17 protein-coding genes are annotated in these 19,496 nt (G+C 23.7%); 10 read left to right on the top strand and 7 right to left on the bottom strand.

All coding sequences use genetic code 11. From position 1 onward, the window contains the following. Positions 1–455: 455 nt before the first annotated feature. The gene (locus J2S18_RS12290; RefSeq protein ID WP_307487267.1) at positions 456–1,859 is read right to left on the bottom strand and encodes a L,D-transpeptidase family protein; all 1,404 of its coding nucleotides are present in this window, start codon (positions 1,857–1,859) and stop codon (positions 456–458) included. A 539-nt stretch (positions 1,860–2,398) separates the two neighbouring features. Between J2S18_RS12290 and J2S18_RS12285 the strand changes: the two genes are divergently transcribed. The 4 genes from J2S18_RS12285 (at position 2,399) to J2S18_RS12270 (ending at position 8,180) form a co-directional block, all read left to right on the top strand. Beyond that, on the top strand, positions 2,399–3,598 hold the full coding sequence (locus J2S18_RS12285; RefSeq protein ID WP_307487265.1) for a PocR ligand-binding domain-containing protein: 1,200 nt from the start codon (positions 2,399–2,401) through the stop codon (positions 3,596–3,598). Positions 3,599–3,614: 16 nt separating this feature from the next. Continuing rightward, complete coding sequence (locus J2S18_RS12280) at positions 3,615–4,667, top strand: AraC family transcriptional regulator (protein ID WP_307487264.1); 1,053 nt, start codon at positions 3,615–3,617, stop codon at positions 4,665–4,667. 204 nt (positions 4,668–4,871) lie between these two features. Then, entirely contained in the window at positions 4,872–7,247 is a 2,376-nt protein-coding gene (dhaB1, locus tag J2S18_RS12275; RefSeq protein WP_307487262.1) for a glycyl radical glycerol dehydratase DhaB1, read from the top strand. 24 nt (positions 7,248–7,271) lie between these two features. Continuing rightward, positions 7,272–8,180, top strand: a complete 909-nt coding sequence (locus tag J2S18_RS12270; protein ID WP_307487261.1) for a glycyl-radical enzyme activating protein — start codon at positions 7,272–7,274, stop codon at positions 8,178–8,180. 80 nt (positions 8,181–8,260) lie between these two features. On the opposite strand, the gene J2S18_RS12265 is transcribed toward J2S18_RS12270, so the two are convergent. After that, positions 8,261–9,280: a hypothetical protein gene (locus tag J2S18_RS12265; RefSeq protein ID WP_307487259.1), complete on the bottom strand. Its 1,020-nt coding sequence runs from the start codon at positions 9,278–9,280 to the stop codon at positions 8,261–8,263. Positions 9,281–9,442: 162 nt separating this feature from the next. Here J2S18_RS12265 and J2S18_RS12260 point away from each other — a divergent pair, with 162 nt between their 5' ends. Further along, on the top strand, positions 9,443–10,162 hold the full coding sequence (locus J2S18_RS12260; protein WP_307487257.1) for a hypothetical protein: 720 nt from the start codon (positions 9,443–9,445) through the stop codon (positions 10,160–10,162). Between the two features lie 39 nt (positions 10,163–10,201). On the opposite strand, the gene J2S18_RS12255 is transcribed toward J2S18_RS12260, so the two are convergent. Further along, positions 10,202–10,933: a hypothetical protein gene (locus J2S18_RS12255; RefSeq protein ID WP_307487256.1), complete on the bottom strand. Its 732-nt coding sequence runs from the start codon at positions 10,931–10,933 to the stop codon at positions 10,202–10,204. Positions 10,934–11,078: 145 nt separating this feature from the next. Between J2S18_RS12255 and J2S18_RS12250 the strand changes: the two genes are divergently transcribed. The 3 genes from J2S18_RS12250 to J2S18_RS12240 all read left to right on the top strand — a co-directional run bounded on the left by J2S18_RS12250 (position 11,079) and on the right by J2S18_RS12240 (position 13,412). Further along, positions 11,079–11,201 (top strand): CPC_1213 family protein, encoded by a 123-nt coding sequence (locus J2S18_RS12250; protein ID WP_307487255.1) that lies wholly within the window; start codon positions 11,079–11,081, stop codon positions 11,199–11,201. 223 nt (positions 11,202–11,424) lie between these two features. Continuing rightward, complete coding sequence (locus tag J2S18_RS12245) at positions 11,425–11,928, top strand: PH domain-containing protein (protein ID WP_307487324.1); 504 nt, start codon at positions 11,425–11,427, stop codon at positions 11,926–11,928. Between the two features lie 2 nt (positions 11,929–11,930). Then, entirely contained in the window at positions 11,931–13,412 is a 1,482-nt protein-coding gene (locus J2S18_RS12240; RefSeq protein WP_307487253.1) for a PH domain-containing protein, read from the top strand. A gap of 90 nt (positions 13,413–13,502) precedes the next feature. Here the strand turns inward: J2S18_RS12240 and J2S18_RS12235 are convergent, their stop codons facing one another. After that, on the bottom strand, positions 13,503–14,321 hold the full coding sequence (locus tag J2S18_RS12235) for a nitroreductase family protein (RefSeq protein ID WP_307487252.1): 819 nt from the start codon (positions 14,319–14,321) through the stop codon (positions 13,503–13,505). A 200-nt stretch (positions 14,322–14,521) separates the two neighbouring features. Between J2S18_RS12235 and J2S18_RS12230 the strand changes: the two genes are divergently transcribed. Continuing rightward, positions 14,522–15,400 (top strand): LysR family transcriptional regulator, encoded by an 879-nt coding sequence (locus tag J2S18_RS12230; RefSeq protein ID WP_307487250.1) that lies wholly within the window; start codon positions 14,522–14,524, stop codon positions 15,398–15,400. Positions 15,401–15,542: 142 nt separating this feature from the next. Here the strand turns inward: J2S18_RS12230 and J2S18_RS12225 are convergent, their stop codons facing one another. After that, a complete protein-coding gene (locus tag J2S18_RS12225) occupies positions 15,543–17,147 on the bottom strand; it encodes a putative ABC transporter permease subunit (RefSeq protein ID WP_307487248.1) in 1,605 nt (534 codons plus the stop codon). Beyond that, positions 17,140–17,865 (bottom strand): ABC transporter ATP-binding protein, encoded by a 726-nt coding sequence (locus tag J2S18_RS12220; protein ID WP_307487247.1) that lies wholly within the window; start codon positions 17,863–17,865, stop codon positions 17,140–17,142. The genes J2S18_RS12225 and J2S18_RS12220 overlap by 8 nt, the downstream gene beginning before the upstream one ends. 241 nt (positions 17,866–18,106) lie before the next feature. Between J2S18_RS12220 and J2S18_RS12215 the strand changes: the two genes are divergently transcribed. Then, the gene (locus tag J2S18_RS12215; protein WP_307487245.1) at positions 18,107–18,322 is read left to right on the top strand and encodes a hypothetical protein; all 216 of its coding nucleotides are present in this window, start codon (positions 18,107–18,109) and stop codon (positions 18,320–18,322) included. 117 nt (positions 18,323–18,439) lie between these two features. Here the strand turns inward: J2S18_RS12215 and J2S18_RS12210 are convergent, their stop codons facing one another. After that, complete coding sequence (locus tag J2S18_RS12210; protein ID WP_307487244.1) at positions 18,440–19,300, bottom strand: fused DSP-PTPase phosphatase/NAD kinase-like protein; 861 nt, start codon at positions 19,298–19,300, stop codon at positions 18,440–18,442. Between the last annotated feature and the right edge of the window lie 196 nt (positions 19,301–19,496).

The raw sequence follows: 19,496 nt of genomic DNA, 5'->3' as shown, positions 1-19,496 counted from the left end.
GTATAAATTATATAAAAATAAAAAAACTCCTGCCTCTAAATACAGAGGCAGAAGTAAATCTTCCACGGTTCCACTCTGTTTATATGTAAAAGACAAAACTTTATACATAAAACTCAAATATAAGTACAATCATACTATAACGCTATAACGGGCGTACACGCTTTAATCTACTTTTAAAATTTCGAAAAAAGAGCTCATAGATGCACTTAATGATATTTTTTTGCTTAAAGTCTCTTACAGCCAAGGAGACTACTCTCTGATAAGTTAAAATATCTATTTTTCTAATCGTAGCTTTTAGGATATTTAAATTTAAAAATAAGATTATTGAAAATAATTCTTACTGTTTTAGTAAGAATTTCTTTAAATAAATTATAAAAGAAAAATTTATCAAAGTCAATGATAAATATTAATAAAAAAATAAGTAAGACTTTGTAAAGCCTTACTTATTTTTGATGTTATTCAAAATAACATACAATTGGAGTACCTGCTGAAATATTATTAAATATTGTTTCTGCTAATTCATGTGGTGAATTTATACAACCGTGAGAACCACTTGTTTTATAAATATCTCCACCAAATTTATTTCTCCATTTTGCATCGTGTATTCCGATACCATTATTAAATGGCATCCAATAATCAACTGGAGTACGATAATTTTGACCTTTTAATGTAGCATTTCTTTCTTTGTAATATAAGCTGTAAACACCTGGAGGAGTTCCATGATTATTACTTTCATTTCCTGTAACAACGTTACCTTCAACTACAAGTGCACCATCTTTATAGAACCATAAATGTTGTTTTGTTAAATCAATTTCAACATAAGTGTTTCCTATGTCATTAGAGCCATGTGATACTGCTGTTTGTGCATATTTTGGTTCTTTAGTTACAGTTTCACCTTTTTTTATTATAGAAATTAAATTATTAGTTTCTTCAGGAATATTAATTGCCCAACCATAGCTACCTCCACTAACTTTAACAGTTTTTCCAGTAGATGAAGCGAAGTTTCTTGTTTTTCCACGAGTGTCATAAGTGTTAGCTAGTCCACTTATATAATTTCTAACTTTAGCTTGATTAACAACAACTTTCATATTGTTAGTAACATCAAGCCAGTTGTGGATTAATGATCCATTAACTACTTCTGTATTATCACCAATTTTATAAGTTACCTTTGCTGATACATATTTATCAAGAGTTTTCTTAGCATCAATAACTTCTTGAGATTTTGAAGTATATTTTGGATTTTCATAGCAATTAAGTTTTTCTAAATTTAAAGTTTTTTCCCTATTAATAAGTGCAGTTTCAATATCCTTATATAAAATAGATGGATTTACTTTATTTCCGTAAACTTCATCAACAATTTCATAACCATTATCTGTATACTTTAAACTAGCATTTTTAGGATTAACTACATCCTTCTTATTAAAATAAGCTAAATTATTAAAGCACTTGTCTAACTTTTCTTTGTTATAAGTAATAATTCCAGGCACTTCATAATTAGATTTCTTAAATATTGAAACAACCCATCCAAAAGGATTTTGTTCATCTTTTAATTGTTTCACTTTACCATTTTGATTATATTTTAAATCAATATCAGAAGAAGTAATTTTTTCTTTCACATTATTTCGTCCTACTAATTCTAATGAATATGTATTAATTCCAGATGATATTTCTTTATTTACTTCATCAACGGTTTTGCATGATGCATTAACATTATTTATAACAGTTCCAAAATAAAAATGATTGCTAAAATATAGTGATGTTCCTAGATATACGGCAAGTAAAACGCAAAAAGAAATAATAATACCTATAATAATTTTTTCATTTTTAGTATAATGCTTATCGTGTTGCCTTCTTTTCATAATAACTAATATCTCCCCCTACTACGAAATTTAATATTTATTTTATTTCATAATGTACTCCCTCCAAATTAAATAAAAATTAAATATTGTATCTATAATAATCCTTAAAATTTATTAAAGTCATATTACCATTTTACTTCATTGGTTGAGAAAATGCCTTTAAAAATATAATTGTTTTTCATTTGTTAAATATTAAATACCTTTATTAAAAAAATTTCCTTAAATTTAATTTTCAAAAACAAATAAATTCTATAGTTAAGGCAGAACAATACTATACTAGAATAATATTTAAAATTATTAATATTAAGTTAACAAAATTAAATATAAAATATATAGCATAGTTACTATACTTCCAATTATCCAAAATTTCAAGTGTAAATGTTAAATTGTAATATAATTGAAAACAATTTGTATTAATAGAATAAATGGATTAATTGAATTAAAAATAGGTTAATGATATAATTTTTTTGTATATTATTAGAAAAATTTAATTATATTTCAAAATACAACAAATTTAAAATGCTATTAGGGGGTATATATTGAATAAATTTATTAGTCTTAAAAATATAATAGATGTTAAAGATTTTCAAAAAATCCAAGAGGATATTTCAAAGGCAACGGGGGTAGCTATTTTAACAACAGATTATAAAGGTAAACCTTTTACTAAGCATAGTTGTTGTACGGAATTTTGTAAAATAATTCGTTCTGATAAAAATTTTACCCATTTATGTGAAAAGTGTGATTCTATGGGGGGATTAGAAGCGGCAAGGTGTGGAAAACCTTATATATATAAATGTCATATGGGATTAGTTGATTTTGCAATACCAATAATTGTAGAAGATCAGTATTTAGGGTTATTAATGGGTGGACAAATTCTAGTAGAAGAGGAGAATTCAAATTTAGAAAATATAGTTCCTATTCATCATTCTATTGAAGAACATAAACTTAAATCCGCATATAAAAATTTAACAGTAATGTCTTTAAATAAGATTCAATCAATTGCAGAAATGCTTTTCCATATATCTAATTATATTATAGGAGAAGCTCTTTTTAAGATGAGCCAAGAAGAAATAGATGAAAAAGATAAGGATGTTAAAAGGTCTAAATTTAAACAAATAGAGCTTGAGAGAGAATTAGAAAAATCAACATTAAAATCTCTTGAATGTATAACTAGCCAAAGGTTTATATTTAACATATTAAATAGTGCCTGTTCTTTAGCTATAATAGAAGATGCTCCAAATACAAGGGAAGTTCTTTTTAAACTATCAAACATGATAAGGTTTTCTTATGAGAAATCTAATAAAGTTGTAACTATAGAAGAGGAATTAAAGTATATATTAGATTATTTAAGCCTTCAAAAGATAAGGTTTTCAAAAAGATTAGATTTTTCTATAAATATGGATGATAGGTATAAAAGCATAAAAATTCCATTTATGATGATTTATCCATTTGTAGAAAATGCTATAACTCATGGATTAAAATCAAAGGATAAAGGAGCCTTTATAAATATTTCTCTATTAGAAAATGATGAATTTATTGTAGTATCAATAAAGGATAATGGAGTTGGAATTGAAGAAGATTTATTAGAGAATATAAATATGAATAAAAAAATTAATGGAAATGGAATTAGTAATGTTAAGGAGAGGATGAATAAATTTTATAGATATAATTATAAAATAGATATAAAAAGTGAAATAAATAAAGGTACTGAAGTAATTATAAAATTTTTAAAAGAATAGAGGTAAAAAATAAAAGGTGTATAGATTATTATTAATTGATGATGATATTTTAGAAATAGAAGCTTTTAAAAAGATTATTAAACCTTTAGAAGATAAGTTAAATATAGTTGGTATAGCAGAATGTGGTGAGATTGCCTTAAAATTAGATAAAGATTTAGATCCTGATATTATAATAATAAGTAACGAAATTCCAGGAATAAATTCTTTAGAAGTTTGTGATATTATAAAGAAAAGAAATAATACAAAAGTAATAATAATGATGGTAGGATATTGTAATTATTCCAAAAGTTCTAATTACGAGAAACTAGTTAAGGAAATAAACAATTTTTTACTTAAACCTATATGTAGGGAAAGTGTATTAGATATTTTAAATAAAGAAATATTAAGTTTAGAAACTAATATTAATAGATTAAAAGAAAAGGAATTTTTACTTTTAGATAAGATAATATCAGGAGATTTAATAGAAGCAAAAAAATTATTAAATGATGTTAACCATATTTATACATTAAAAAGTAATGGTATTTTAGAATTTAAAGAAAAAGTAATTTATATAATTAAAAAGATTATAAGTGTTTATGGAAAAATAAAACCAGAAATTTTTAATTATATCAATGAAGAATTATTTATAAAAGATATAATAGCATTAAAATCTGTAGATGATATAAAAATATATATAGATAAATTTTGGAACAAAATATTTAGTGATAACAACTTTACTATACATAATAAATTAATAGGTGAAAAAAAGATAAATGATAGCATAAATATAGCATTACAATATATAGATAAACATTATAAGGAACGTATAACATTAGAGGATACAGCTAAGGTTTGTAATTTTAGTATATATTATTTTAGTAAGTTGTTTAAAAAAGATGTAGGAATGAAATTTATTGATTATGTAAACATATATAAGATTGAAAAAGCTAAATATATGTTAGAAAATACAGATATATCTATATTTAATATAGCCTTAGAATTAGGTTATGATGAATCAAGCTACTTTTCAAAGGTATTTAAAAAAATAGTTGGGATAACCCCATCTGAATATAGAAATAAAAAGATTTAAAACTGTTGATTATCTTATCAGCAGTTTTTTTTATAGGTAAATTTTTGCTATGAAAATTTAAAGGGATAGTATTTGTAGCAAAATAGTACAAATAGACAACAAAAAAGTTTGTTAAAAATTTATCGATTAAATGATAGTATTAAATCATAAAATGAAAAGGTTTAATACATAAGCAAAAATTATTTTATAAAAGGAGAGATAGTTATGATAAGTAAAGGATTTGGTGAACCAACAGAAAGAATTAAAAAACTAAAGGCTCAAATATTAAATGCATCACCTTGTGTTGAAACAGAAAGAGCAATTTTAATAACAGAATCTTTTAAGGAGACAGAAGAGGAACCTGCAATAGTAAGAAGAGGATTAGCTCTTAAAAAGATGTTAGAAAATTTACCTGTAATAATTAGAGATGATGAACTTATTGTAGGTAGTTTAACTAAAGAACCTAGATCTTCACAAGTATTCCCTGAATTTTCAAATAAGTGGCTAGAAGATGAATTAGATAAACTTGATAAAAGAACAGGAGATGCCTTCCAAATATCTGAAGAATCTAAAAAGAAGTTACAAGAAGTTTTTGAATATTGGGATGGTAAAACTACTAATGAACTAGCAACTTCATATATGTCTAAAGAAACTATAGATGCTATGAATTCAGATGTATTTACAGTTGGAAATTATTATTTTAATGGAGTTGGACATATTTCAGTAGATTATGGACTTGTATTAAAAGTAGGTTTTAGTGGAATTATAGAAAAAGCTATTAAAAAAATGGAAGAAAGTGATGAAGCTGATCCAAATTATATTAAGAAAAGAAATTTCTTAGAAAGTGTTATAGTTTCTTGCAAAGCAGCTATAAAATTTGCAGAAAGATATGCTAAAAAAGCAAAAGAACTAGCAGAAAAAACTGAAGATAAGAATAGAAAAAAAGAATTAGAAAAAATAGCAGCTATATGTGAAAGAGTGCCTAAAAATGGAGCAACTTCCTTTTATGAAGCATGTCAATCATTCTGGTTTGTACATGCAATAATTAATATAGAATCAAATGGACATTCTATTTCACCAACTCGATTTGACCAATATATGTATCCTTACTATATAAAAGATATTGAGAATGGAAAAATAACTAAAGACTTTGCACAAGAATTAATAGAATGTATTTGGATAAAATTAAATGATATTAATAAAGTAAGAGATGAAATTTCAACTAAGTTCTTTGGAGGATATCCATTATATCAAAATTTAATTGTAGGTGGACAAGACAAAGGTGGAAAGGATGCAACTAATGAATTATCTTATATGGCATTAAAGGCATCAGCACATGTAAGATTACCTCAACCATCATTATCAGTAAGAATATGGAATAAAACTCCAGAGGAATTTTTATTAAGATGTTGTGAGGTTACAAGGGAAGGTCTTGGAATACCAGCTTACTATAATGATGAAGTTATAATACCTGCATTAGTATCTAGAGGAGTTACTTTAGAAGATGCTAGAGATTATGGAATTATAGGATGTGTTGAACCACAAAAATGGGGAAAAACTGAAGGCTGGCATGATTCAGCATTCTTTAATTTAGCTAGAATAGTAGAATTAACTATAAATTCAGGAATGGATAAAGGTAAACAAATAGGACCAAAAACAAAAGAATTTACAAAGATGAAATCTTTTGAAGAATTTATGGAATCCTATGAAATGCAAATGAGATATTTTGTAAAGCATATGTGTATAGCAGATAACTGTATAGATATAGCTCATGCTGAAAGAGCACCATTACCATTTTTATCTTCAATGGTAGAAGATTGTATAAGTGTTGGAAAATCATTACAAGATGGTGGAGCTCATTATAACTTTAGTGGACCACAAGGTGTTGGAGTTGCAAATGTTGGAGATTCATTAATGGCAGTTAAAAAACTTGTTTTTGATGATAAAAAAGTAACAGCTAAAGAATTAAAAGAAGGATTAGCAAATAATTTTGAAAGTAATCCTATGTTAAAGGAAATCTTAAAGAAAAAATGTCCTAAGTATGGTAATGATATTGATGAAGTAGATGAATTAGCTAGAGAAGGAGCATTAGTATATACAACTGAAGTTAGTAGATATGAAAATCCAAGAGGAGGACAATTCCAAGCTGGTCTTTATCCATCATCAATAAATGTATACTTTGGTACATTAACAGGAGCAACACCAGATGGAAGAGTAGCTGGTGAGCCATTAGCAGATGGTGTTTCCCCATCAAGAGGTTGTGACGTTTCAGGTCCTACTGCTGCATGTAATTCAGTTGCAAAATTAGATCATTTTAGTGCTTCAAATGGAACATTATTTAATCAAAAATTCCATCCATCAGCATTAAAGGGTGATAAAGGATTAATGAACTTAGCATCAATAGTTAGAAGTTATTTTGACCAAAAAGGTATGCATGTTCAATATAATGTTATAGATAGAGAAACATTATTAAAGGCTCAAAAAAATCCAAGAGATTATCAAGATTTAATAGTTAGAGTTGCAGGATATAGTGCTCAATTTATTTCCTTAGATAAATCAATACAAGATGATATTATAAAGAGAACAGAACATGTTATGTAAAAATAATTATAGAGGAGAATAAACATGATAGGAGATAATAAAAAAGGGGTTATATTTAATATACAGAAATTTTCACTACATGATGGACCGGGAACAAGAAGTATAGTTTTCTTTAAAGGATGTCCAATGTCATGTTTATGGTGTAGTAATCCAGAATCACAAAAGGTTAAGCCACAAATTATGTACAATAAAAGTTTATGTATAAGCTGCAAGCAATGTGAGGATATATGTGAAATAGATGCTATAAAAATAGGAAGAGATAAAATAATAGATGAGTCTAAATGTAATAGCTGTCTTAAATGCGCAGAAAATTGTTTAACAGAAGCTTTAGAGGTAGTTGGTAAAACTGTAACTGTTTCTGATGTAATAGAAGAACTTAAAAAGGATGCTATTCATTATAGAAGATCAGGTGGAGGAATAACTCTTTCAGGTGGAGAGACACTTTTGCAGCCAGATTTTGCAGTGGAACTTTTAAAGGAATGTAAATCATATGGATGGCATACTGCTATTGAAACTGCTATGTATGTAGATAATATGGCTGTTAAAAAAGTTATACCTTATATAGATTTAGTTATGGTGGATATAAAACATATGGATAGCAAAATACATGAGAAATTCACAGGAGTACCTAATGAAAAAATATTAGAAAATATAAAAATAACTGATAATATAGCTAAAGAAATGATTATTAGAGTACCTGTTATAGAAGGTTTTAATAGTAGTGAAGAAAATATAAGAGCTATTGCAGAATTTGCAAAAAAATTAAAAACAGTAAAGCAGATAGATTTATTGCCATATCATAATTATGGGGAAAATAAATATGAGGCAATAGGAGAAGAATATACATTAAAAGGACTTAAGAGTCCAACAGAAGAAAAAATGAATTGTTATAAAGAGATAGTAGAAAGTATTGGGCTAGTTTGTACTATATAAAAAATATAATTTAATAGATAAAATGGAAGACTGTAGGAGAACTTGTGTAAAAACAAATTTTTCTACAGACTTTATTATTATTAAGTATTTTCATTAAATTTTTTTAATATATTATTTAATAACTTTTTTAGTGGAGAATTAGTCTTATCTAGCTCTTTTTTTAGTTCCAATATTTCCTTATTTAAGTTAAGGACTTTTTTATTAATTTCCATATTTAAATTTTCTAATTTTGTTATTTTTTCCTCTTTACTAATTAAATTTTCTTGAAGAAAGTCTATATTTTCAAATAAAAGCTTTTTATTATCTAAAAATTTATTTAAATTATCCTTTATATCACATAGCTTATTTTCTTGAAATATATTTCTAGTTTCCTCTTTTTTTAACTTATCAGTAAGTTCAGTTATTAGATTTTCATTAACATAAATATTTTTTGTTGATTTATTTTCTATAGAAAAAATGGAGTCTTCAGTTATAAATGAAAAAGTAAAATTTGAAAAATAGTCAGTTTTTGTATCAATATTATTAAAATCAGAATAAGTATTATCTTTTAAATTAAAAACTTTGTATCCAATTGCATATTGATTGGTAAACCTTTGATAAACTATATATAAATTTTCCTTGTTATTAACATAGATATTAAAGAAATTATTACTGTTGAATTTTAATACATCAATTATTTTAATATGAGATATTTTATCTATTTTCTGAATTTTTTGGTGAGATAATATTTGTGTGTTATCATTTTTATTTAAAATCATATATATTATATGAATTTCATTGCCAACTGTAGCAATTTTAAAATCCATTTTATATATATTATTTTTACTTTTTTGGAGAACTAGTTCTTTGCTCCAATTTGAATTATCATATATTTTTAATAAAAGATTTCCTTTAATATCAACATAAAAAAGATAAATAAGACCATTAGGAAGTAAAGCTAAATGGAAGTTTTCATTACAATTTTCTGCAATAATATTATAATCTGACCATTGATTTTCCTTGAAGATTCTATATGCTATACCAGTTTTTTTATTATATATAAAATTAAATATGTCATTAGAGTTATTATTTATTATATAAAGGTTCTTTCTTTCAATCATGAATCTCCTTTCATAAAAAAGTTCTATTTATATAGAATATGATAAAACTTATATAAAAAATACAGAAAAATGAGTACCTTTTTTGAATATATCAATAGTATATTATTATAGACAATATATAGAAGATAATGGGAAAATATTTAATTATAAAGGAGAATTAGGATGAAGGATATACAAGAATTAATTATGGAAATAGACAATTTAAGTGATCAAATTGCAGTTACTTTAAACGAAGAAGAAAAAACAAGTGTTAAGTTGGAAGAAAAAGAATTAATAAAACGTGAAGTTCCGTTAGTTAAAGAAGAAAAAGAATATTGTAAATTAGAAGAAAATACTTTAGAAAGTAGACAGATAGAAGGATGTATCCCAGGATGTCCATCTAATCGTAGAGTTGATTTTTGTTGTATTTTAAATGTACCTGGAAATTTAGGAATTGTTCCTCAAGATTTTTTAAGAGTTCTTTTTAGTACAGATTGTTTAAGATGTGTTGTAGAACCTTGTAGTGCAAATGTTACTGTTTGTGGTTGTCCTATACCAGTTACTTTATACAATGTTAGAATTGTAGGATGTATTCCATTCCTTATAAATCATGCAGTTAATTCTACAGAATGTTTTAGCAATCCTAATTTCTTAATGGACTTATGTTGTAGTGATTCAGTATGTGTAAATAATGTTATATGTACTAGATGTAATCAAGCGGATGCTAATGCTGCATGTGAAAGAATTCGTCAAAAACTTACAAACTGTAATTGTACTACAGTAACTTTCAATCCAGTTACTAATCTAAATTGTAATGGAGTTCTTAAAGGATTACAAGTATCTGGGTTCTTTACACTTCCAAACTGTAATGTTCAAGCAGGAGGAAATTGCAATCCTCAATAATTAAATTAAAAAATAAGTCCCTTCAAGTTATATAGGGACTTATTTTTTATTAATTATATTAGATAAGCTTAATATTATGTTATTTTTTTCTTCAAGAAGTTTTAAGAGAGAGCTTATTTTTATATTTAAATTTAATTGTAAATTATTATATTCATTTTTTAATGTTTTTATATGGTTTTCAGAATTAAGCATTGTAGTCATAAGTTCTTTAATTTTATTATCCTTTTTAGATATTTCTGTAAGTAAAGATTTAGTGTATTCATCTTCAGGACTTATAATATTGTTTTCTTTTAAAGTTTGTAATTTTGTAATATTATTATTTTTAAATGTTTTAGGTGAAAAATTATTGGTATTAAAAGATAATATATCCTTTAAATTATTTGAATAAGGAGTATTATGGTTATTCCATTTAAGAATAAGAGTATTTTTTGAGAAATAATCTATGGTGGTAAAAATATTACAATTGAATATGTTTATATTTAAGTTGTTTAAAGGAAAATCATTTTTTACATTTAAAATTTTTATATTTTCTAAGTAATTAGGATAGTTAAAATAATTTAAATCTCCAATGGAGTTTATATAAAATATGTGTATTTTATTTATTGCTTCTATATATAAGGAATAGTCAATAACATCTTTTTTTATTATAAACTCTCTTTTTTCAATAGGCTCATTTAAATTTTTTATAATTAGATTATTATTATTAATTTCAAATTTTAAGTAATTATCTAATAAATCTTTTATAAAATAAATTTTTTTATTATAATTCATATTTACACCTTCTTTTTATATTCATATAAAGTTAGGAGTTATCTTTATTAATAAATATTCTTAAAAAATTAGTATATTACAGAATAATAATTCTTTTTGCATAATATATAGAGAATTTGTACAAATTATTTTTGAGGTGATAATTATGGTTAAAAAGAAAAATAAAAAGAAACATATAAATCATAATCCATTAGTGGAAAGTGCAAAGGCAGTTTTTGGAGAACCAAAAGCTAAAGCAGATGAATTTATTCCAAAAACATTTAAGTAAAGATTATATATTAAGTGAAAGCTACAATTAATAGGAAAAATTTATAATATAATTTAAAATTTAAATTGTTAATTTAATAAAAAAAGGTATCAAATTATTTAATTTGATACCTTTTTAAAATTATAAATTATAAATGTTGTAAAAATTATAAAAATTGACTAAATAGTATATTTTATGATAATTTGATAAATGAAAGAATCTTTAAAGGGGGAGAAAAATGAGTATAGAAAAAAAGTTAAGTAATAATGCTGTTAAGTCTTGGATATTTTCAAGAACAATATATTTATTAGTATTAATACTTATTTATATTGGGATAAGATTTTTAATACCTAATATGAATATTTCCTGGGTAAGTAATTTTGTTTCTAAGCATATAAAAGTAATAAATATAATTTCTTTTATAATAATAGGATTAACTACTATTGAAGCTTATATTGAACCATTTTTTGAATATAAACAATGGAGCTATAAAATTAATGAAGATGAAATTTATTTTAGAGAAGGTATATTTTTTACTGAAAGTGTAACAATTCCAATAGTTAGAATACAAAATATAAAATTAAATGAAGGTCCTATAAACAGAATTTTTAATCTTGCTTCTGTAAAAATTGGAACTGCTGGTGGAGATTTTGAAATACCCAATTTAGATAGAAAAGAAGTAGATAAAATAGTTGAATTTCTAAGAAAAAAGATTAATGAAAATGTTAAAGAGGAGTTGTTATCTTAGTTATGAAAAGTAAAATTAATCATAATGAAACTTCTTTAAATAATGGAATCAAAATTAGAAATGATATAAAAAGTATAATTTACAGAGCTATTTTAAGTCTTAAAGAAAATATTGTTTTAATTATCTTTGCAATTGTCTCTATGAAAAAATGGGCTTATTTAATAGTACCAGTAATATTAATATTAGATATAGCTTATATTGTTTGGAAATGGTTTAACCAGTATTTTTTATTAAGTGAAGAAGAGGCTAGATATCACTATGGGATTTTTTCTAAAAATACAATAATAATTCCTAAAAACAATATAAAATCTATGGACATATCAGTAAATTTATTAGAAAAACTTTTAAGATATAGCAAGGTAAAAATAGAAAGTCCAGTTAAAGATGCAGATTTAGATGAGATAAAAATATATTTATCAAAAGAAAAAATAAATATACTAAAAGATTTTGCATTTTCAAAAAATCCTTATGGTGAAAGTTTAGAAAAGATAGAAGTTTTAGAAAATAAAGAAAATACATATAAAGAAAAAGAAGATAAATTTAAAGAGAATACATATGTTAAAAAAGCAAGTAATAAAGAATTATTTAAATATGGATTAACAACATTTAATATAATAATTATCATAATTCTTATTTTTAAGGGGTACAATATTTTAGAAAGATTCATTAAAGATAGTAAGGTAAATGATGTTATTTCAAATTCTACTTCATATTTATCAGAACATATGTCATTATTTTTTGGTATACTTGGAATATTAATTTTGCTTATTATTCTTAAATGTATAGCAGTTATTTATTATATGATTAAATATTATGATTTTACTGTTTCAAAGGACTTAGATACTATAAAAGTAAAATATGGTCTTATAAATAGTAGAGAATTTTCATTTAACATAAATAATGTAAAAATGGTAAGGTTAAGATCAAATCTTTTAAGACAAATATTTAAAATTCATGAACTTAGTGTAGTTGTTAAAGGTTATACAGGCATTGGAGATGAAAATATAATTTTATATCCAATAGGCAAGGAAAAGGAACTTTTTAATTTATTACAGGAATTACTTCCAGATTGGATAATAGAAGGAGATGGAGATGGAATAAATAAAGGGAAATTAATGCTAGTTTTAAAGCCATCTATTATAGTTATTTTAATATCATTAATAGGGTATTTAATTTTTAAGACTAACTATGTATTTTTAGTAAATATTCTTTTATTAATTGTAATACCATCTTCAATACTTAAAGGTAAAAACTTAAATTTAAAAATATCTAAAAATAAAATAAAGGCAGTTAATGGAGGCTTTGTAAGAACTAAATATATTTTAGATAAAAAAGATATACAAGCTGTACAATTTAAAACAACACCTTTTCAAGAAAGATATAATTTAGGTAAAATATTAATTAATTATTATAGTGAAATAGGTGAAGTAATTACCTTAAATTATATGAGAAAAGAATGTGTTTCTAAAATACTTAATAAATAAAGTTGTACTTTAGTAAAAGTAAAAATAATAAACCTTAAAGATTAGTATATTTTCTTTAAGGTTTATTATTTTAAATTTTATTTATTACTTTTAATACCAATAAATATTTGCTTCTTTCCTTGGTATTGTTCTTTGGTATTTAACATTAGGATAACCTATTACCATACATGAAGCTATATTTGTATCCTTAATTTTAAGAAAATCTAAAATTTCTTTATTATCTTTAGCAGCAACTTGGAAAAAACCACTAAAAAAAGTACCTAAATCTAATGAATTAACCATAAGTTCCATATTTGAAGAAGCTAATCCACCATCTAATGGATTTTTAGATGTAACTATTATTAAAACAGGAGCATTGAAAAAAAGTTTATCATTATTTATAGGATCTAGTTTATATTTTTCGTACATGTTACTCCACATTAGAGCATATCTTTTTAGATGTTCTGTTTGAGGAGTTAGATTTTTAAGTAAATAGTCTCCTTTTTCTTTTAAACTTTTATAAGCTAATTCTTTTAATTTTTGAAGATTTTCAGTAACAACTATATATGATACATCTTGATTATTTTTTGCAGTTTGAGTAAATCTTCCAGCTTCAATTATCTTTTCTATTTTTTCTTTTTCAACAGTTTTATTTTTAAATTGTCTAACACTTCTTCTAAATTTAATAAAGTTTAATAATTTAGAAGAATCTATTTTAAAGTCTTCTTCATTATATTCTTTTACTTCATCCATATTATAATCATCTGTTGATACAGCATTAACTGGACAAATAGCAATACAATGACCACATTTAAAACAATTTTTATTTTTAATAATAGCTTTACCATCCTTAAGGAATATATCATTTGCTGGACAATCTTTAATACATTTTGAACAACCTATACATTTTTCACTAGATACACTAAACATTAATAATCCTCTCCTTAAATGTATGTTATAAAATTTTTATATTATATAAAATTTAAGATTATATATAAATAAAAGTCATATAAAATACTAGATTTAAAATTAATTTATTGCTATTATATCACTGTATAACTTAGGTAGTCTAATTACTAATATTCATAATAGTATGAAATTTAGTTATGATAATTAAGAGGGAGGCATTTATGAACTTACAACAATTAGAATATTTTAAGATGTTAGCAGAAACTAAAAATTTTACAATAGCTTCTAGTAAATTGTTAATAACTCAACCTGCATTAAGTAAATCAATATTAAAACTTGAAAAAGAGTTAGAAATAGATTTATTTGAAAGGGAAGGTAGAAATATTAAGATTACTGAATCAGGAGAGGTGTTTTTAAAATATGTTGAGTTAGCATTATTTAATATTGAAAAAGGTATTGAAGAAATAAATAATATACAAAAAAATAATGAAAGAAAAATAATAATTTCATCTACTGAATGTATAGGTTCTACCTTTGTTCCTTTTATATTAAGTGATTTTTTAAATAAAAATCCAGATGTTAAATTTCAATTTGATAATGGTTCTACTTTAGAAATTTTAAATAGTTTAAATAAGGGTGACATTGATTTAGCATTTTTTGATGATATTAATTTTATTGATAATTATCCAGAGCTTAAGGCTGTACTTGTAAAAAAAGAAAAGTATGTTTTAATTGTTCCAAAGGGGCATCGTCTTTCTAACAGAATGGAGGTTTCACTAAAGGAGTTAAAAGAAGAATCTTTTATTATACTAAATAATAATTTAAAAAATAAAAGGATTTCTTACTCTGAACTTATTGGATATACACCAAAAATATCAGTGGAGCCTAATAAGGCAAGTATGCTAATGGGATTAGTATCTGCAGGGGCTGGAATTACAATAGTTCCATATACTCCAAGTATAAGTACAAGTAAAATATCTATAATTAATATAAAAGAAGATATTGGATATAAAACTATATATATGGCTTGGAATAAAGAAAAGTGTAAAAATAATACTATTAAAGATTTTAGGGACTATATAATAAATAAGAAATTTTGATAGTTATAAAAGACATAAAAATATATTAGATTTTAATAAATAATAATTAATCCTTAAATGAATTTAAAGTCATTTAAGGATTAATTAAAAAATATAGTTAATTTATTAGTATTTTTTAGTGTAAGATTTTATATAAATACTTTTATAAATAATCTTTTTCATAAGCTTTAATACCAAATTTTATTAAAAATTTATATAATAAAACTATTGATATTAATAGAACTATTCCATCAACTAAAAATATAATAAATGGACTTAATGCAATGCCTAGATATATATTTACAATACCTAAAATTAAGCATACAAGCATAATAAGTAAAGGTCTAAAATTTTTACTATAAAGATTTTTAATATCTACCCAATTAAGTTTTGGTGCTGTATAATCTAAAAGCATTTCACTTAAAGAGATAGTAATTACAGTTAGTATTTGTATTATTAAACTAAGTACAAATATTAATGGAGAAACTTTAGCGTATATTAATATTCCTATACCTAATAGTATTGATAATCCATTTATAGCAAAACTTAATATTATTTTAGAGTGAATTTGTGTTTTGTAGCTAACAGGTATGTATTTTGATACAAGTATATCTTTACCTTCTCTACTTAAAGCAGTAGCAGCAACAGCATTTCCTGATATTGTTAAAGAAATTGCTAAGAAAGTAGCTGCCATTACAATAATGTTTATCTTTTCTTGTGATGCTCCATCAAAAATATTTCCTTTTATAAAAAATACACAAACAAATATAGGCATATAAATAAGCATTACAACACAATTTATAAAGTTACTAGGCTCTCTTAATATTGTTCGTATTTCTCTTAAGATAAGTGTTTTAATTTTAGAGTTTTGAACAATAACTTTATTTCCTTGTTTTTCTAAAATGTTCTCCCTTTTACTAAAGGTATCTGTTCTTTTTGATAAAGTTTTAGTATATAAAATTTTACCTAAATAGCAAGATATTATTAATGCAATTGCTGAAATTAATATTAATAAACCTAAGTTTAATAATCCCTTTAAAGAATTACTATAAATTAAGGCTTTAGTGCTAAAAATATTTGTAATAAATATTTTGTTACTTAAATTAATAAGGCCATTATTTGACTGCATAGCCTTAGAAACATTTTCAGAACTCATACTATTAGAATTCAAAGAATATAAGAAAAGCATAATAACAATACCTAAAGTGCTAAATATTATTTTAAATAGATTTTGATGCTTGGATATATTTATAAAACTCATTAAAAGCATTATTATTAAAATACAAAATATAATTGTTACTATAGGTGATAGTAAATATACTGGAATTAACATTAAAAAGTATGTTATACCAGCTTTTTTTAATGCACCAAAAGCAATTAGAGGTAGTATTATAATAGACAAATAAATATACATATCTATTAAAGTTGTTATGAATTTACCTATCATAAGTTCACTACTTTTAAAAGGCATAGGCATTAAAGGTTCTACATCATCTGAAAAGAAAAAGGAGTCTAATATATCGTAAATTCCTAAAAGTAGTATAATTAAAGAGCCAAATAAAAATATAAATGAAAGTAAGAAACCTTCTTGACCTATTTTAGAAAAAGGTTCATACATATTCATTATCATATTGCAAAAGGGCATAGATAACCCAAATAAAATTAAAATATATAAAAAGGTTGCTAATTTTTTAGATTTTATACCAGAAGAGGCATTATTAAAAGAGTTTCCTAAAAAGTATTTAGTTAATATTTTAATCCTATTCATTTTCTGTCATCTCCAAGAACATCTTTTCTAAAGAATCATCCCCTTTAAATTCTTCTCTTAACTCTTCTAAAGTACCAACAAATATAAGTTTTCCTTGTTTAATTATACCAACTCTATCACATATTTTTTCTGCAACTTCTAAAACATGTGTTGAAAATAATACAGTATTTCCAGCATTAGCATGTTCTCTCATCATTTCTTTTAATAAGTAAGAAGATTTTGGATCCAAACCTGTAAGAGGCTCATCTAATATCCAAACTTTTGGATTATGTATTAAAACACCCATTATTATAATTTTTTGTCTCATTCCATGAGAATAACTTTGAATTTTATCTCCTAGGGCATGTTCCATTTCAAATCTTTTAGCTAATTCTTCTATTCTAGTTTTTCTAATATTTGTATCTACATCGTATACATCCCCCATAAAATTAAGATATTCTATTCCTTTATATCTTAAAAACATATCAGGACTATCAGGAACATAACCAAATTGCATCTTTGCATTTACAGGCTCTTTTTTTATATCAATATTATTTATTGTAATTTCTCCTGTAGTAGATTCAGAAATACCAGTTATCATACTTATAGTAGTAGTTTTTCCAGCACCATTAGGACCTAAGATACCAAAAATTTCACCATCTTTAATATCTAAATTTAAATTGTCTACAGCTTTAAATCCCTTGGTATATTCTTTAGTTACATTTTTTAATTGAATCAAAGCATTTCCCCCTTTTTTAGTTAATCATTAAAATAATATCATAAATTATGGAAAAATAATAGTTATATTTACAAAAAATGAATAAATAAGTAAAAATGAATAAAAAATTTGAATTGTAAATAATTTTATGCTTTTAAATTAAAGTTAATTCAAAAGTGATTCTTTAATAAAAATAGTTGTTATAATAAAACTATAAAAATTAAGAAACTTAAAGATTAGAAGTTTTGAGGAGGTTTTTAAAATGAAAAAAGATATAAACAACTTAAAAGAAGAAATTAAGAATAAGGCTGAAGAAGATCTAAAAGTAGTAAATGAAAATAGTAAAGCTTATAAAGAAGATGAAAAAGAAGCTGACAAATTAGGAAAAGCTATAAATAAGGAATTAGATAATGAAGCAAAGGAAGAAGCAGCAGAAGCAGAAGAATTTGCTAAAGAATTAAAAGATAATATTAAATAATTTTTATACTAAAAATTAGATTTTAAATTAGAAATTTTATTTTAAGTTTATTAAAAATGCACTTAGTTAAGCTTATACATTTAAATGTTGTGTAATTTTAACTAAGTGCATTTTGGGTTAATTAAATATTAAATAAACAAAATAATTATTTTCTTTACATTTATTATAAAATTTATTTAAAAACTCAAATCTTTTTCCTGTATAAAAATCTTTAGTATTATTTTCCGTTAGTTTTGATAATAGTATTTGGCGATTAATAATATCATTTAAACTTACATTATTATAATTTTTCATAATATCATACATTATCATAAATGTAGTAGTTCTTCCTATTCCTTCTTTACAATGAAAGTGAAGCCAACTATTTTTAGGTTGTTTTTTCACAAAATCCACAAAATAATTTACCATATCATCTGTTGGTAAATTACCATCTGTAACGGGAATGCGAATATATGATAGTTCATTATTTTTAGTGAGCGTAGCCTCAGTTTCTACTTCCTTTGGAATAATAGTTTTTTTAGTATTATAAAAAGTTATAGGAGAATTTAGCTTTATAGACTCTAATCTATTTATTTCATCTTTTAAAACTTCCTCTGTATTTAAACATACATTTGCATTATTTAGTGCATTTTCAAAACTAATAGGAATACCATTTATAAATCCATGTGATTCTTGTCTTAAATCAACAATTGTTATAGGCATTTTATTACCAATAGAATCTTTAATTAAAGAAAGTCCATTTTTAGAAAATTGTCCACTACCTGAAATATTTAAATTATCTAAGCCATATAAATTAAGATTTTCATTAGAATATATTTTATCAGAGCTTTTACGAAAGTTTTTTGGTAGTGTATCTATTCTTAATGAATCCTCTACAAGATTTACATCAGAAATAATTTTAGAGTTAGCAATAATAGGGTTAAAGGAAAATACCATAGATAAAAATATAAATAAACAAATTTTAATAGATTTTTTCATTATTTTGCACCTCATATAATTATTATTTAATCTTTAATATAGTTAGTTATAAATAGTTAGTTTATACATATATGGATGGAAAATAAATGAGGAAATTTTAGGGTAGTGAAACTTGCTTATATATAAGTTAATTAATATTATAAATATAAAAAAACAATATATAACTTATAACAAACAAAGTTGTATAATTTAAGTA

Origin of the sequence: Eubacterium multiforme (genome assembly GCF_030813415.1) — a bacterium.
Lineage (GTDB): Bacteria > Bacillota > Clostridia > Clostridiales > Clostridiaceae > Clostridium > Clostridium multiforme.
This window is presented reverse-complemented; position numbering and strand designations above follow the sequence as displayed.

What these genes read in the sequence shown, in the direction of transcription:
- J2S18_RS12230 (WP_307487250.1), top strand. Translation starts at nt 14,522, where the DNA reads ATGAACTTACAACAATTAGAATATTTTAAGATGTTAGCAGAAACTAAA.
- J2S18_RS12235 (WP_307487252.1), bottom strand. Translation starts at nt 14,321, where the DNA reads ATGTTTAGTGTATCTAGTGAAAAATGTATAGGTTGTTCAAAATGTATT.
- J2S18_RS12265 (WP_307487259.1), bottom strand. Translation starts at nt 9,280, where the DNA reads ATGATTGAAAGAAAGAACCTTTATATAATAAATAATAACTCTAATGAC.
- J2S18_RS12225 (WP_307487248.1), bottom strand. Translation starts at nt 17,147, where the DNA reads ATGAATAGGATTAAAATATTAACTAAATACTTTTTAGGAAACTCTTTT.
- J2S18_RS12215 (WP_307487245.1), top strand. Translation starts at nt 18,107, where the DNA reads ATGAAAAAAGATATAAACAACTTAAAAGAAGAAATTAAGAATAAGGCT.
- J2S18_RS12250 (WP_307487255.1), top strand. Translation starts at nt 11,079, where the DNA reads ATGGTTAAAAAGAAAAATAAAAAGAAACATATAAATCATAATCCATTA.
- dhaB1 (WP_307487262.1), top strand. Translation starts at nt 4,872, where the DNA reads ATGATAAGTAAAGGATTTGGTGAACCAACAGAAAGAATTAAAAAACTA.
- J2S18_RS12290 (WP_307487267.1), bottom strand. Translation starts at nt 1,859, where the DNA reads ATGAAAAGAAGGCAACACGATAAGCATTATACTAAAAATGAAAAAATT.
- J2S18_RS12270 (WP_307487261.1), top strand. Translation starts at nt 7,272, where the DNA reads ATGATAGGAGATAATAAAAAAGGGGTTATATTTAATATACAGAAATTT.
- J2S18_RS12255 (WP_307487256.1), bottom strand. Translation starts at nt 10,933, where the DNA reads ATGAATTATAATAAAAAAATTTATTTTATAAAAGATTTATTAGATAAT.
- J2S18_RS12260 (WP_307487257.1), top strand. Translation starts at nt 9,443, where the DNA reads ATGAAGGATATACAAGAATTAATTATGGAAATAGACAATTTAAGTGAT.
- J2S18_RS12210 (WP_307487244.1), bottom strand. Translation starts at nt 19,300, where the DNA reads ATGAAAAAATCTATTAAAATTTGTTTATTTATATTTTTATCTATGGTA.
- J2S18_RS12240 (WP_307487253.1), top strand. Translation starts at nt 11,931, where the DNA reads ATGAAAAGTAAAATTAATCATAATGAAACTTCTTTAAATAATGGAATC.